The organism is uncultured Methanobrevibacter sp. (assembly GCF_900314615.1).
Classification (GTDB): Archaea; Methanobacteriota; Methanobacteria; order Methanobacteriales; family Methanobacteriaceae; genus Methanocatella.
Window position 1 is genome coordinate 1 of record NZ_OMWA01000016.1, and the last position, 15,923, is coordinate 15,923.

General features: G+C 34.0%; 13 protein-coding genes and 1 pseudogene. 11 read left to right on the forward strand and 3 right to left on the reverse strand.

Translation table 11 applies throughout. From position 1 onward, the window contains the following. Positions 1 to 122: 122 nt before the first annotated feature. Together QZN33_RS11755 and QZN33_RS06230 are read right to left on the reverse strand one after the other, a co-directional pair. A pseudogene (locus QZN33_RS11755) lies at positions 123 to 560 on the reverse strand (transposase); the annotation flags it as partial. 93 nt (positions 561 to 653) lie between these two features. Beyond that, positions 654 to 911, reverse strand: coding sequence for a hypothetical protein (locus tag QZN33_RS06230; RefSeq protein ID WP_296790091.1), 258 nt, complete (start codon positions 909 to 911; stop codon positions 654 to 656). Between the two features lie 145 nt (positions 912 to 1,056). Between QZN33_RS06230 and QZN33_RS06235 the strand changes: the two genes are divergently transcribed. The 5 genes from QZN33_RS06235 (at position 1,057) to QZN33_RS06255 (ending at position 6,745) form a co-directional block, all read left to right on the forward strand. After that, positions 1,057 to 1,365 carry a hypothetical protein gene (locus tag QZN33_RS06235; protein ID WP_296790092.1) on the forward strand — a complete coding sequence of 103 codons (309 nt, stop codon included), beginning with the start codon at positions 1,057 to 1,059 and terminating at the stop codon, positions 1,363 to 1,365. A gap of 163 nt (positions 1,366 to 1,528) precedes the next feature. After that, positions 1,529 to 2,011, forward strand: coding sequence for an MGMT family protein (locus QZN33_RS06240; protein WP_296790093.1), 483 nt, complete (start codon positions 1,529 to 1,531; stop codon positions 2,009 to 2,011). Then, the gene (locus QZN33_RS06245) at positions 2,011 to 3,567 is read left to right on the forward strand and encodes a ClC family H(+)/Cl(-) exchange transporter (protein ID WP_296790094.1); all 1,557 of its coding nucleotides are present in this window, start codon (positions 2,011 to 2,013) and stop codon (positions 3,565 to 3,567) included. Before QZN33_RS06240 ends, QZN33_RS06245 begins: the two co-directional genes overlap by 1 nt. Next, positions 3,568 to 4,068, forward strand: coding sequence for a nitroreductase family protein (locus QZN33_RS06250; RefSeq protein ID WP_296790095.1), 501 nt, complete (start codon positions 3,568 to 3,570; stop codon positions 4,066 to 4,068). It begins immediately after the preceding gene. A 70-nt stretch (positions 4,069 to 4,138) separates the two neighbouring features. Continuing rightward, complete coding sequence (locus QZN33_RS06255; RefSeq protein ID WP_296790096.1) at positions 4,139 to 6,745, forward strand: BspA family leucine-rich repeat surface protein; 2,607 nt, start codon at positions 4,139 to 4,141, stop codon at positions 6,743 to 6,745. 111 nt (positions 6,746 to 6,856) lie between these two features. Here QZN33_RS06255 and QZN33_RS06260 read toward each other — a convergent pair whose 3' ends face one another. After that, complete coding sequence (locus QZN33_RS06260) at positions 6,857 to 7,396, reverse strand: tetratricopeptide repeat protein (protein WP_296790097.1); 540 nt, start codon at positions 7,394 to 7,396, stop codon at positions 6,857 to 6,859. Positions 7,397 to 7,644: 248 nt separating this feature from the next. Here QZN33_RS06260 and QZN33_RS06265 point away from each other — a divergent pair, with 248 nt between their 5' ends. The 6 genes from QZN33_RS06265 to QZN33_RS06290 all read left to right on the forward strand — a co-directional run bounded on the left by QZN33_RS06265 (position 7,645) and on the right by QZN33_RS06290 (position 15,921). Then, positions 7,645 to 7,788, forward strand: a complete 144-nt coding sequence (locus QZN33_RS06265) for a hypothetical protein (protein ID WP_296790098.1) — start codon at positions 7,645 to 7,647, stop codon at positions 7,786 to 7,788. A 114-nt stretch (positions 7,789 to 7,902) separates the two neighbouring features. Next, positions 7,903 to 8,703 carry an SIS domain-containing protein gene (locus QZN33_RS06270; RefSeq protein ID WP_296790099.1) on the forward strand — a complete coding sequence of 267 codons (801 nt, stop codon included), beginning with the start codon at positions 7,903 to 7,905 and terminating at the stop codon, positions 8,701 to 8,703. A 27-nt stretch (positions 8,704 to 8,730) separates the two neighbouring features. Beyond that, on the forward strand, positions 8,731 to 9,525 hold the full coding sequence (locus tag QZN33_RS06275; protein ID WP_296790100.1) for an FHA domain-containing protein: 795 nt from the start codon (positions 8,731 to 8,733) through the stop codon (positions 9,523 to 9,525). Between the two features lie 20 nt (positions 9,526 to 9,545). Then, on the forward strand, positions 9,546 to 13,061 hold the full coding sequence (locus QZN33_RS06280; RefSeq protein ID WP_296790101.1) for an Hsp70 family protein: 3,516 nt from the start codon (positions 9,546 to 9,548) through the stop codon (positions 13,059 to 13,061). A gap of 53 nt (positions 13,062 to 13,114) precedes the next feature. After that, a complete protein-coding gene (locus QZN33_RS06285) occupies positions 13,115 to 13,270 on the forward strand; it encodes a hypothetical protein (protein ID WP_296790102.1) in 156 nt (51 codons plus the stop codon). 338 nt (positions 13,271 to 13,608) lie between these two features. Further along, complete coding sequence (locus QZN33_RS06290; RefSeq protein ID WP_296790103.1) at positions 13,609 to 15,921, forward strand: RyR domain-containing protein; 2,313 nt, start codon at positions 13,609 to 13,611, stop codon at positions 15,919 to 15,921. Positions 15,922 to 15,923: the final 2 nt, after the last annotated feature.

A 15,923-nucleotide genomic window follows, 5' to 3' on the forward strand; every position in this document is an offset into this window, starting at 1 on the left:
GTGACAGGAATGCCGCTATAAACATCCTTAATGAAGGATTAAAAATCGTCGGGACGACGGTGCAGTAAAAATATCCCAAAAAAATACATATCTTTTTTTTGGGTTTGCGAATCCCCGTCTTCTCAAAGACGGGGAAGTTCAATCTTGTAAATCATTAAAGAGTAGGACATTTGGTCTTGGAATTTGTTTATTTTGAATATTTCTTTTGGAAATATTACTGGTATGATTTTATATTTGTTAATTCCAATTTTATAGTTTTCATAGGAGAAATATCCTCTATCGAAATATATTAGGTCTTTTGGTTTGATTAGGCTTCTTCTTTTGAGTTCTTTTAAAACTTCGTCGAAAATTTTTGAATCATTAGGTGCACCAGGATGGATTAAAATGGAAACTGGTGTATGGGTGTTCTTTTCGAGGACAACTGTTACTTTATAGCCTATGAAATATCCTTTGGAGTTAGAATATCCGAATTTTAATCTTAATTTTTTCAGATGATTTTGGGAGATATATTTCCTTAAAATATTGATATCGCATTCGACAGGTGTTGCATCAGTAATATAAACATCTTTCTTGTTTTATGAGGTTTAAAAAACTTTCTTAGTATTGAGTTTGTAATATTACAATATATTTCGGAGCTATATCTGCTTAAATACTCATAAAACTTGAGATTCGTCTGTAACCTCAGAAATTCCTGTAAATTTTCTAAGATTAGAAGATCTATTTAACTCATTAACAACATCAGATATCCTATAATTAAAAAATATTTTTAAGTAAATAACAAATTTGGAACGATTTTTAATACCATTACGATTATATATGTCTTTTACTTTTTCGTTTTCGATAAATTTAAATACTTTGCCCAATAGAATAAATCTATGGTCGTGTTTGTCATAGTTTAATCCTGGTTGCATTTTGAATCACAAATAAATATATGTAACTCATTATTATTAAATTTTATGATTTATCATGACTCTATTTTTTTAATAATAAAAAACTAGCCAATCCCATTCAAATTAATGAACTTGATATTGTAGTTGGTGAAATAAATAGTGTTTTATGCTAGTTTCATGTATTGATTTTCTAGTACCTTATTATAAGGTTTCTGCAAAAACCAAATCATACACAGTTACCTTAAAAACCATTGAAGGTTCATCCATTGATGGTAAAACTTACTTTGTAGCAGGTAAAAAAGTAACACTTAAAGTCAACGGCAAAACATACACTGCAAAAACAAACGCCAAAGGTCAGGCAACCTTCAAAATCACTAACTTGACTAAAAAAGGCAAATTCACTGCAGTTGTAAAATACGCTGGAAGCAATACCTACAATGCAGTCAGCAAAAAAATAAAATTAACAATCAAGTGAGATTAATTTCTCACTACTCTTTTTTTATTTTTTAAATATTCTTGCAATAATTATATTATAAAATGCTCTTTTTTTTGTTCAGTTAATCATTAACTGTTTTGAAAGTAATTATTTTTAAATACTAATGAATCTATACTATTTACACTAAATTTTAGGTGATAGTATGGCTCAAATAACTTTCAACGATAAATTACGAGACTCTAAAGATTTGCCGAAAATAGTAGTAGTTGAAAATGAAAAGTCCATTAAGATATTTGGCGGTAAAAATATGCTGATAGCTCCTCCGCTTGAATATAATGGCATAATGGCTAAAATTCCTAAAGGAAAGTTAATCACTACCCGAGAAATCAGGGAGTTTCTCTCAAAAAAGCATGGTGCAGACTTCACATGTCCGATGACTGCCGGAATATTCATCTCTCTGGCAGCACAGGCAAGTTTTGAAAGAAATTACAGTAAAATTCCATTCTGGAGAACTTTAAAGTCAGGAGGTGAATTAAATCCGAAATATCCTGGAGGAATCGAATTTCAAAAGGATATGCTTGAATGTGAAGGTCACAAGATTATCATTAAGGGGAGAAAATTTTTAAGGTATTTTGTGGAGGATTATGAAAATAACTTATATGATTTAAGTCAAATTAATAAATGATGAAAGCTCTTGAAAAAACTCTGAAATCTGTAGTGGAAAATCCCAAATATATTTTTAGACTAACTCTTCAGGGAGTAATGGTCGGTATATTTGCAGGACTTATGGTCTGTCTGTATCGTTTTTTACTTTCAGGTTCAGAGCATGTTTTAAGAGACTATTTAAGTATTATTAATGGAAATATTTTTTATATTATTATCTTTTTCATTGCCCTGGCTTTAATGGGTCTTTTGATAGATTTTCTAACTAAATGGGAAGTTGACTCTGCCGGAAGCGGTATTCCTCAGGTTTATGCTGAGGTAAAAGGGCACATGGAAGCTAACTGGGCAAAAGTTTTATTTTCAAAGATTGTTGCCGGAGTTTTAACAGCTCTCGGCGGTTTGTCATTAGGTCCTGAAGGCCCGTCAGTTCAGATTGGGGGTATGGCAGGAAAAGGAATAGCGAAACTCTTTAAGGGATCAAAGACTGATGAGCTTAGACTGATTCTGGTCGGATCTGCAGTAGGTATTACAGCAGCATTCAATGCACCTCTTGCAGGTGTAATATTCGTTTTTGAAGAAATCAATCACGGATTTGACAAGACTCTGGTATTTATTGCACTAGTCTCTGCAATAGTTTCAGATTTTATATCAAAAGGAATATTTGGTCAGTCTACAATCCTGAATTTCCCTGTTTTAAATATTCCATTGGAGTCCTACTGGATTTTAATTATACTTGGAGTCGTAATAGGCCTTTTAGGATACGTATACAATATTGGTATGATTAAATCAAGCGATATTGTAAACAACCTTAAAATTCCATCATGGCTTAAATTTGTACTTGTATTTATGGTATCCGGTGTTGTGGCACTGATGATTCCTGAAATAAGTGATGGAGGACACTTCATGATGGATATGCTGGATATAGCTATTCCATCTTTAAGCGTTTTACTTTTGCTTTTGGTTTTAAAATATGTATTTTCCATGTTTTCATTCTCATCAGGAGCTCCTGGAGGCATATTCCTGCCTATTCTGGTATTGGGTGCATATATTGGTGCCGTATTCGGGTCAATTGTTGTTCCAACTTTCGGATGGCAGCATGATTTGATTTACAGGTTCATAATTATCTCAATGGCAGGATTTTTTGCAGCTACCGTTCGCTCACCGATTACAGGTATCGTTCTTTTGGCGGAGATGTGCGGTTCAACAGAATCCCTTGTTGCAATGATTATCGTTTCACTGATTGCTTATGTAATCCCTACCCTTTTAGGCAATGAACCGATTTATGAATCACTTTATGACAGACTGCTTTTAAAGAAAAACCGAGAATTTGTCAAAAAGCCTTCCAAACATGTTTTAAGCGAATATGTTGTTCCTCTTGACTGCAATTACATTAACTTCAAGATTAAAGACATTCCGTTTCCGAAAAATGCAATAGTAGTATCAGTAATAAGAAATGGAAGATATATTATTCCAACTGAAGATTTCCATATCAAATATTCAGACCAGATTCAGATTTTAACAGACAGCAACGATTATCCTTATGTTAGAGAAGAAATTGAAGAGCTATTCGGTGGTTAAATGAGTTTAATTTTTAAAAGACATAGTGTACGTAAATTTAAAGATGAAATTGTTCCAGATGATGTGATTGAAAACCTGCTTAAAGCAGGTATGCAGGCACCTTCATCATGCAATTCCCAGCCATGGGAATTTGTTGTCGTTTCAAAAGATGAAGATAAAAAAGCAATTTCTCAGATGCATCAGTTTGCAAAGCCGGCAGCAGGTGCATCCCATCTGATAATTACTTTGGGAAACTTAAATGAGGCAAAAGTCATCGGAATGATTGAACAGGACCTTGGAGCATGCAATGAAAACATCCTGCTTCAGGCAACACATGAGGGCTTGGGTGCCGTATGGCTGGGTTTTCATCCGATAGAAGATCGTACATTAAGATTAAAGGAGTACTTGGATATTCCTGATTACTGCATTCCATTTTCAGTAATATGTGTCGGTTATCCGGCAGTAGAAAGTCAAGTGTGCCTTAGATATGACAAATCAAAGGTTCATTTTGACCGATATTGAATAGTGTTAATTATTTTTATATAGTCCATTGTACAAAATTATTATTTGTATTTATTTTTTAGATGATGACATGATTAGTAAAGAGCTTAGAGAATTTGAGATGCTGAATACTACAACTCAGAGTATTTATGAATTGAATGAGTTAAATGTACTTATTATCCTTAAGGACGGTTCCAATTTAACCAGCTGGGATTTCGTAGATAATATGGATGATGTTATCTATGTTACTGAAGATCTGTTTGGAAAAACTGATTTGGCAGGACGATATGCTGGTCTTAAGAATCTAAAGGCAATAATAGCTTTCGGTTTCGGTGATGTCCATAATATGGAAGGAATGTTTCGGGGATGTGAATCCCTATCGGACATTACCTCATTAAAATCATGGGATGTCTCAAATGTGGAAAATATGGCCAGCATGTTTGAAGGATGTCAGTCTCTAAGCGATATTTCAGCACTTTCTGGCTGGAACGTTTCCAGTCTTAAAAACATGGGAAACATGTTCTGGTATTGTGCCAGTCTTGAAGATTTGGATGCACTTAAGGACTGGGATGTAAGCAATGTCGAGGATATGCACTACATATTTTCTGACTGCGTCTCTCTGAGCGATATTTCCGCTTTAAAAAAATGGGACGTATCCAATGTATCTGATATGGCATGCATATTTGACTACTGTGTCTCTCTTGAAGACATTTCTGCCCTGAAAAACTGGGATTTGTCCAGTGCATTCAACATAACTGCAATGTTTAGGGGATGTGAATCACTGAAAAGCATTTCAGCTTTGAAAAACTGGGACTTGTCCGGGATGAGCAACAATTCATCACTTTTATCTTTATTTACTGACTGCACTTCCCTAAAGGATATTTCTGCTTTGAAAAACTGGGATTTATCAAATATAACCAGAATCAGCAGGCTTTTTGACGGTTGCAGTTCAATTTCAAACATTTCCGCATTGAAAAACTGGGATGTTTCAAAGGTTACAGATATGGAAGGTGTCTTTAACGGCTGTGAATCCATAACAGACATCTCCGCTTTAAAGGACTGGGATGTTGGCAGTGTCAAAAACATGACTGAAATGTTTTGCGGCTGCACATCACTGACAGACATATCTGCTCTAAAATCATGGGATATTGCAAATGTTAATGAAATGGAGGATTTATTCAACTCATGTGAAGCATTGACTGACATCACACCTCTTGTATCATGGGACATTTCCAATATAAAAAGCTTAACTGGTATTTTTGCAGGTTGCGAATCATTGACTGACGCTTCATCACTTTTCAGCTGGAACACATCCAATGTAAAGACAATGGAAAGTCTCTTTGACGGATGCGAATCACTGACTGACATTTCAGGACTTGAAAAATGGGATGTGTCTAATATAGTAAACATAAATGACATGTTTCGTGACTGCAAGGCACTTGAAAATACTAATTCACTTGACTTCTGGATATTGGATGAGATTCAGTATGCAGATAATGTTTTTGAAAACTGTGAAAACATTAAAATCTATCCGATGTGGTGTCCAAGCGGTGTATTTAAAGGAAGCAGCAAATATCTTCTTGAATTCAACAGTTTAAATAAAATTACTGATAATATCTTTAATTTGAGAGATTTTGAAGTTTTAATCATATTAAAGGACGGTACAAACCTGACCAGCTGGGATAAGGTTGAAAACAGGCAGGACATTTTATATGTCAATGAGGATTTATCAGGCGTAACCGATTTGACCGAACATTATGCAGGTCTTACATCTCTAAAGGCAGTATTTGCGTATGGTGTCGACAGCGCCGAGAAAATGACTGGAATGTTTGCCAAATGCCAGTCTTTAGAAGATATTTCATTTTTAAAGCTGTGGGATGTCTCCAATGTGGAAGATATGAAATTCATGTTCCATGACTGCAAATTCCTCAATAATCTAACACCAATTTCCTCATGGGATGTATCAAAGGTTAAAGACATGAACGGGCTGTTTTTAGGATGCCTGTCACTGGTTGATGTGCCTTTAAGCAACTGGAACGTTGAAAATGTACAGTTTATGAGAGCAATGTTCTGGAACTGTATATCTCTTGTAAATATTCTTTCTTTAGGAAGCTGGAACGTTGGAAATGTTGAAAACATGAACGGAATGTTTTTCGGATGCATTTCCATAGAAAACTTCTCATCCCTTGCCGGCTGGAATGTTTCTAATGTAAATGTCATGTCCGGAATGTTTGAACACTGCAGGGCACTTGTAAATGCTTCTCCAATGGCCAGTTGGGATGTCAGCAATGTAAGTTCCATGGACCATATGTTCTTTGACTGTGAAAAACTTGAGGACGGATCTGTTCTTGATAATTGGAATGTTGAAAAACTTGAAAAAATGGACTTGATTTTTGAAGGATGCCGCTCTTTAAAACAGTATCCGAAATGGTTTTTATTGGCACTTCAAAGACAGCAGGAAATGATAGAGCAAAAAATCAGACAGGAACAGGAAGAAGAATTAAAACAAAAGCTTAAAGAAGAGCAGGAAAAAGAGGCTATTAAGCAGAAGCTTAAAGAGAAAGAAGAACTGGAAAAAGAGGCTATTAAGCAGAAGCTTAAGGAAAAAGAAGAATTGGCAAATAATGAAAAGGAAGCTATTAGGCAGAAGCTTAAGGAAAAGCATGAACTTGAAAAAGAGCCAAATCAAGATTCATGATTTCTTATTTTTTCATAAGTTTTAATTTTTTGCAAATAGGCAGTAATAAATAGATTTCACATGTGGATTGTATGATTATAGCTATCGAGGTATTTGCTGTGTCGTATTTGGCTATTTTTCAAGTGTTTTTTTGATTTCATCAATTAATTCGCTGACTTGTTTTTCACAATTTTTATCAACTTCAATAGCTTTTTTAAAGCAATCCAGTGAATCCTGTAGTTTATTTTCGTTTTTTAATTCCATTCCTTCCTGAATTAACCTGTTTGCTTCATCGCTATATTCATCGGCATGTATGTCATTTTCAAGATTTCCTTTAAGAATTGATATGATATTTTTAAAATCAGGATTCAATTTCAATGCTTTATCAAAATAAACCATTGCTTTTTCACTGTCATTTTTATGTTTTAAAATAATTCCTTTGTTTAAAAGAGCAGAAAGATTTTCACAAATTTCTAAAGACTGGTCAAAGCATTTTTCCGCTTCATCAATTCTTTTAAGTTTCATCAGTGTTGATCCTTTGCCGGTTATTGCATCAATATTTTCGGGCTCAACTCTTAGAACTTCCTCAAAAATAGTCAGAGCTTTGTTGCTGTCATTGTGGATGTAATCATAAGCTTTTTTAATTTTTTCTGTAATATATTCTTCTTGCACGAAAATCCCCTATGCAAATTAATTTTTTAAAAAATGAATTTTAAAAAAGATTTAAACTTAATGAGGGGTAGATAATTTTCATATTATCTTCAATTTAATTCCTTTTTTAGATAAGGTTAATCATTATTTAACACTTATATAATAATATAACTATTTAAAATAATAAGTCACATAAAGAAAAAACTTTAATCGTGTTAAATAATTTGGATTATAGAAATAAGATAAGATTTAATTTAGTGTTCTGTTTGATGATTATAGTATGGAACTTTAAATCTTCAGGCAGTTTCCATGATATTTCGAAAGATGCTGTATTGAATGCATTACTATTTGCAGCAGTTCTCAACTTCTATAAGTTGTGGCAGTTCAATACCTATCACAGAAAAATATTATGAATATCCAATGACCAAAAGGCCGATAGATAATATTTTAAATAATGTTAAAGATAAGTTAAAGTAGTATATTGTAAACCAGTTTACAATTTTAAAGCTTAAATAAAGGTTATTGACATGTCTGAGTTAAAATATATGGATTTATCATTGGATGAAATATTAAAGAATCTGAATAGAACTAAAACTGTAGTTGAAAATCAGCAAGAGGCAATTATCAAATTCAGAGATATTATTCTGACAGCTTCAAATAAGCGAACTTCACCTAAGCAGAAAACCACAATTTTTCTGGCAGGAGCCGGAAGATCAGGGTTTGTTGCAAAATCATTCGCTATGAGGCTGATGCATCTTGGTTTCTATGTATATGTATTTAATGAAACAATAGCCCCTCCTGTTCAGGATGGAGATATAATTATAATTATTTCAAAATCAGGCAAATCCAATTCAATTACTCAGATTGTTGAAGATTCTAAAATAGACAATGTTAAATTTCTGGCTGTTTGCGGCAACACTGAATCTGAACTTGCCCAAAAATCTGATGCAAGAATAGTCATCGATTCTCTGCCCCAGATACTTGTAAATCTTGAAGATTCTGATATTGACAATTTCATTGAGTTTTTACCGAAGACTATAATGAATTTTGAAAATAATGATGAAGTCAAACGTCAGCTGGATGCACTTCCAAGAAAAAACATTGATATGGCCGATAAAAAGATAATGGCTCAGATGTATGAACTGCCTCATGAAATATATGGGATAAGTAATATTTATCGTCCGCTTGAATTGATTTTAATGGGAACTGCTTTTGAAGTATCAGCCCTGGTTTTGCTTGATGCTTTAATCGTTGAACTGATGCATAAGTTGAATTTACGTGAAAAGGACTTGAAGGCTTTCCATGATGTTTTAAGTAGTGCAATTTAAAAAGCAATATTAAATTTGGGAGATTTTATGATGTATGATTCAGATATCAGCAAAACATTAATTTTGGATTCAGAAGACTCTTATTTGATTTCAGAAAAATTAGCGGCTGTCAACAATAATGTCAGATTTTCAATACTTGAAATTCTAAGAGATAATCAGAGATACAATAGGACTGAATCAAGCGAACCTTTATACTCCCGCGAAATCAACAGCATCCTTTTAAAAAATTATAACATTAATATTACTCCTCAAATGTTGGGTCAACACATGAAACAGCTGATGAGCGCTGATTGGGTCAGTGAAATTGAAATCAAAAAGGAAGTTCCCAATAAGATAGGAAAAAGAACCGTAAAGGCATATGCTCTCAAGGAAGATGCTTTTGACGATTTGTTTTTGCATGTCAACTTTCTGGCAGACCAGCTTTTCACATTCTTTGATTTGTACAAGTTCAATCAGAGATTCCATGAAGATGAAAACTGTGTCCTGACAGTATTTAACGGTGTAGATAAGGGAAAGACATTTAAGGTTAGAAAAGATGAAACGGTTCTGATAGGTCGTAAGGCTGATTTCAATCAGGCTGATGTGGCTTCATTTGCTATCCTTTTGGATAACAGCTATGAAACTGTTTCCAGTATTGCCAAACCTCATCTTAAAATCTTTCATGAAAATGGAGACTGGTATATAGTTGATGAAGCCAGTTCAAACGGAACATTCATTGGTGATATTGAAGTACGGAAAGGAAAAGCCACTAAGTTAAAGGCTAATTCATTTTTAAAACTATCCAGAGGAAATGGAGGAGCAGTTATCTATTGTTTATTTTAATTAGATATTAGGTGGTTTAAGTGGACTTTAACGAGGTTAAACACTTAATTGAAGAATTTTTCAACGGTAAATTTGAAGTTAAAAAGTTTCTGGGTGAAGGATCCTTTGCAAAGGTTTATCTTGTAAATCATAACTATCTTGATGCCCTGATGGCTATGAAAATAGTCAAGGAGCCGTTAAAAGTCTCCACCAATAAAAAAGATATTTTTCGCGAAGTTACTATGGCCTGCCAGCTGAGGCATGAAAACATCATAAGCATTTATGATGCAGCTGAGATTTCTGATTTTGAAGACGGGGCCAATCACGCTTATTTTTTAATGGAATATGTCCCGGGAGGAGATTTGAAACATTTCCTGAATTCATTCATTGAAAATGACAGGTTCATATCCATCAGCCGCAGCCTTGATTTTATCAGACAGATTTTAAGCGGCCTTAAGGTATTGCATTCCGCCTCACCTCCGATAATTCACAGGGACTTAAAGCTCAACAATGTCCTTTTGAGTTTCACTGCATCAGGAGACATTGTAATCAAGATTTCCGATTTCGGTTTTGCAAAGGAAGTTACAACATCCATTTCCGATATTGACATTGCAGGGACCCGGCCTTACATGGCTCCGGAATTATTCTCAAAGATTGTATCCACCAGAAGTGACATCTATGCGGTTGGTGTAATATTCTATCAGCTTCTCACCAACAGATATCCCTATGATGTTGAAAAATATACCAACCATGAGCTGATTGACCTGAAACCATGGGAAAATGACATTAAGGCTCCAAGTTATTATAATGAAAATGTTTCTGAAGATTTGGATGAAATAGTTTTGAAGTGTCTTGATTTTGATGCAGGCAGCAGATATTTTGATGCCGGTGAACTTTTAAGGGATGTTGAAAAGGCAATTGATGAATATAACTCAGCACATATTGTAACTGAAATCAGCATAATCGATGACTATCGTGATGAATATGAAGAATACATCATCAACGATTCGATAAAGCAGGCATTTGAACTTGCCAAATGTGAGAACAGACTGCATGATGCTATTGAAATTATGGAACATGAAGTTCTCAGCGATTATAATGTTCGAAAATGCTATTCTGAAATATTGAGAATTTGGAAATCAAAAAATCCTGATTTGAAACTGATATCAAAGGCATTCACAGTAAATCTTAAAGGAAAAAACTATAAAATTGCCACTAATTTTTTAAATGAAGCTATTGCATATAATCCGTCACTTAGAAATAAATATCAGCATTATATTGATTTGTGGGAAATTTTCATTGATCTTGAAAGTCATGGAAATCTCTTTAAATCAGTAGCATTGCTCGAAGATCTTATGGATACAAGTCCTGAGATAGAAAAACGTTATAGGAATATTCTTCCTGCACTTAAAAGCTATTCTGTTGATGATATTGTTGTTGAAGCTGTCAGTCTGGTTAAATCAAATAATCTCTTCGAGGCAGCAAATCTGATGGAGTTTGCTGTTGTTTCGAATTCTGAAATCCGAAAAAAATATGCATACAAGATGTCTTTATGGAAACAGAACATGAAAATGCATTTCAATCATACTCATGAATCCAATAAAGAAACTATTGATTATGCTATTGATTTGGGAACAACAGATTCGGTAATATCTTACTTTAACGATGGTAATCCGGTTATTGTTAAAAATCATAGGACAGGAGATGATTTTACTCCATCTGCTGTTTTAATAAATGATTATGGGATGGAAGTTGGTGTCCGTGCAAGGGATGCCATTTTTGAGCAGGATAACAATGCAGTATCTGAATTCAAAAACAATATGGGTTTTTCAATTCCTTTCAGATTTGAAAACTCTTCCCGCGTTATGTATCCTGAAGACCTCTCTGCTGAAGTTCTAAAGGATTTGAGGGTATCCGTCTTCAAGCAGGATGGAATCAGCGTTGAACATGCTGTAATTTGTGTTCCGGCAAATTCCAATCCTATTAAAACAAGAGCCATAAATGATGCTGCAAAACTGGCAGGATTCAGGTCACACCGTCTTATACCGGAGCCTGTTGCAGTTTCACTTGCATATAGGCTTAGAAAGGATAACGGCATTTGGATGATTTATGATTTGGGCGGAGGAACGTTCAACGTTACTCTGATAGGTGACAATAATGGTGAAATTGAGATGATTGCTAGCGATGGGCTGGAAAATCTTGGAGGAAATGCTTTTGACTGGAAAATTGTAAATGAGCTCTTCCGTCCCAAAATTGCATCTGACGTGAATATTAATGATTTCAGACGTGAAAACCCGAAATATGTCAAGACATTTGCCCGACTGAAAAATGCCGCTGAAGAAATTAAAAAAGATTTGACAAAATCAACAGATGCATCCATATGTGTTGATGAGCTTTTTGAAAATTATACATTTAAATACCATTTAACAAGAGAAAAGCTTAAGGAAACTGTCATGCCCCTTATTGACTATACATTTAAGATGTCAAGAAACCTGTTAAATAAGCATTCACTAAATGACAGTGACCTGGATAAAATTATTCTGGTCGGAGGGTCATGCCTGTCTCCTATTGTAGCTGAATGTATTGAGGATGAATTTGACATTGAGACTGACTCAAGCATTAATCCTCTGACTGTAGTTTCACAGGGGGCAGCAATATATGCCGGAAGTCTGGTGAAACCTTCAGTTGAAGTCAAAAAAGAGGAATTTTCCGTTATTTTATACAGAAAAAATAATTCATTGTTAGGTAAGGTATTTTCCATAGATGAGAGATTCTCGTTTTTAGGATTTGAGATAGGCTTTAAAAGCAGGGATAATCTGGTTAAGGTTCCTCTCAGCATTGACGGTGAATTCAGTGTTGAACTGGATGATAATAACTTTAACATTAACATTTACCATAATGATGCTGAAATCAATCTTGATATAAAATCGCCCGGTTCTGCTCGTGGAGATACAATCAGGATTCCATATCTTGAAAGTTCATTTTCAATCGATGGGAACGCCGTATCATTGGACAGTCTGATGAATAGATATATTCGTCTTTTGAAGGAGGTTGAGTTTCTAAAAGACCATTCATACAGAATTGATGATGATTTGATGAAATACATTGACAGATTGATTGAAATATCCAAAAGAAACCCAATTGCTTTCAATTTGACTCAAATCTATCTAAATCACCTGGATTATATTGTAAATAATTTCAAAGAGGATCTTGAATTTTCAATACTTCGGGAAAATGTTTTAAGAAAAATCAGGATAGTCAAAGAAAATGACCTGTTTGATATTGATGATACACAACACATTTCTAAAAATGAAAATCTGGCCGAGCTGAAGGAGTTCTACAGCAGTCTGATTGAAAAATATGTCTTTTTGAACAAAAATGAAGTCATCAGAGAATGTTTTTATAACTTGAAACTTGAAGGAGTTTACTCAAATAACGAAAACCTTGCCTTTGAGCTATTAGATAAAGGGCAATCAGCTTTATATGTCAAAGATTATGATGAACTATTGGATATTGTTAATATGCTCTATGAACTTGATGAGAGATGGGTAAATTAAAAGCTTTATATAATTTAAGTATATAATTGAATAAAATTAAATATGTGGTTATTATGAAAAACCCTAAAAATTCTATAAAATCAACAGTTGTGCTTAATAAAAATAATTCTGATGGATTTCTGGATTTCAATTCATCACATGATTTATCCGAAGCAATTAATGCGCTGAACAAAATTAAAAAAGGTGAGGAGAATGGTAATGGTTGTTAGTGATTTCCGGAATTTGGTGATAATATTTATTATCTAAGTCTGTGGGTTAATATTGATAGATTTTCATTGTTTTTGCCAAAAATCTGATTGTGGAACTGATGGAGGTAAGGTTCTGTTGTAATTATGAAGATATGTGGTGAAAAGGGGAATTTTCAAATTTCTACACTCTTTCGCAAAACCATGGATGGAATAATATTAAAAATCACAGTATCCATTAATATGAAAATCACTTAAATTTTTAACATTCATGGATTTTGTAAATTAAATTTTCCATTCGGATATTGCTTTATTTATTATTTTGTATAAAACTAATACTAACTATTTTATAAGGTGGGTATATGAGCGAAAATACTGATTCAACAAACAATTTCAAAAGATATATCGATGATTTTTTTGAAGGACTTGAATTATATGATGATTATGGTGGAAGACATCACTATAAAGATATTTTAAAGGCGGGAATTGATGTATTTCTAGATCATGAAAGTGATTACACTGCTAAAGAAATTTATAGAACATTTTTCATGATTTATCAGATAACTGATGAGGATAAATCCCAAAGACAGGAAGATATGACTGTTATAAGTGAACCGAATACTCTTTTGGGCCTTGTTGAAGTAATGGAAAAATATGAAAAGAACACTGGGGAGCTGATTGACAGGCAAAGAGACCACTTCATTCATTCAGTTAATGTATTTCTGTTGGGTTTAGCAATTTACTCCCAAAACAAAAAGTTCCGCTCAATATTTAAAAAATACATTACTGACAGCAAATATGAAAAATACTACGGTCATGACGTAGGCAAAGTGTCTCGTGAAGAGTTCTTCTACCGCTGGGGTGTGGCTTCACTTTTGCATGATATAGGTTATCCTTTTGAAATTGTCGGAAAGCAGTTGAAAAAGATTATAAATGACGGAGTCAAGTCAATTTCAAACTCTTATGATGTTGATATAGGTATCAATTATAGTGATTTCAATCAGTTCAATTCAATAATCAAAATGGATCCCTTTGATTTTGCAGATAATTACCGTGAGGAATATAAGCAGACAAAGATGCTGGATTTATTTAAACCGACTGATATTATGGCACATAAGATTTCCCTTGATTTCGGTTTTGATGATGAAAAGTTTCTGCAGGTGACTAATCATCTCAATGCCTTTGTTGATTATATGAGAGAAAATGATTTTATTGACCACGGATTCTACTCAGCTATTCTTGTTTTGAATTCATACGGTAAAATCTTCCAGAAATATAAAAAGGATAAGGTTTTCTTTTTCTATCCTGTTGTGGACAGTGCAACTGCAATTCTGCTTCACAACTATTATAATAAGACACTGCAGAAGGATCCTTTCAACCTGAAATTGCTTTCTCCCTACAAAAACCCTATTGCGTTCCTGCTTATTTTATGTGATGAACTCCAGGAATGGAACAGACAGCCATTTGGCCAGATTGATAAAAAGAAACTCCATGTAAACGAACTTGAAATCAGTATAGACAAGGAACTGTTAAGGGTAAAATACATCCTGAAAAACGGTTATCTCGGACTGGGATTTTCCAAGGATAAAAAATCATTCATTGACAGTGTATTGGATGTTCATTCAATATTTGATATGGGTCTGGTTGTTTCAAGTGATGTGGAACCTGGAATTCAGGAGGAAATTATGAGAAATAGAGATATTGAAGATATTCAGGCTCCGGATGTGCTGATGAGAAACATTGAAGAGATTGCCATTGAAATCAACAGGCTGTACAATGTAAGCATTGAAGAGGAATACAAAGAAAAACTGGAAAAAGGCCTTCCAATTGATGAGAATCTGCAGAAATCATATGAATATATGTGCGATTTCAATGATTTGGATGCGGAATTCAAACTGTCCAATCTCAGACAGGCAAGATCAATTCCAAAGAAATTAAACATGATCGGATGTGAAATCGCAAGTATTGATGCGGATAACCGAAGAGCCCTGACAAAAGATGATTTTGATGAAAAGGAAATTGAAGATTTGGCTAAATTTGAACATCTTGAATGGTGTGAAGAAAAAATAGGTACCGGATGGACTTTTGGTGAAATCAAGGACAGGACCAAGCGTGAAACACCTTATCTTGTGGAATATGATAAACTTGATGAGAGAACCAAACAGCTGGATAGAAATGCCATACTGATTATTCCTGAACTTCTTGAACATCTTGGATTGAAGGTTGTAAGAAGCAAAATCAGACTTTTAACATTCAAAATGCAGGAATTCTTTGATAATGAGGAGTTAAATCCTAATTCAACAGGTGAAGATGAATTCAACAAACTTAATAATCATATCAAATATGCAAATTTCAAACAGGCAAATTTCCTTGTAAAAATATTGAATGAAAAAGGATATGATTTGGTTTCTGTTGATGAGGCAGGTAAACCAGTCAATCATTTTGATGAGGATGAAATCAATTATTTTGCTGAAAGAGAGCATTATGGCTGGTGCAAACTCAAATATGACCTGGGATGGAAATTCGGGTCTGGTGAAGACATGACTTCACCTAATCTGGTTAAATGGGATGATTTGGACGAATCAGTCAAGCAAATGAACAAGAAAACATTTGAAAATCTTCCGTTTATCTGTAAAGATCCGAATGTTGGCTTAAAAATCATTAAAAGCGAATAATT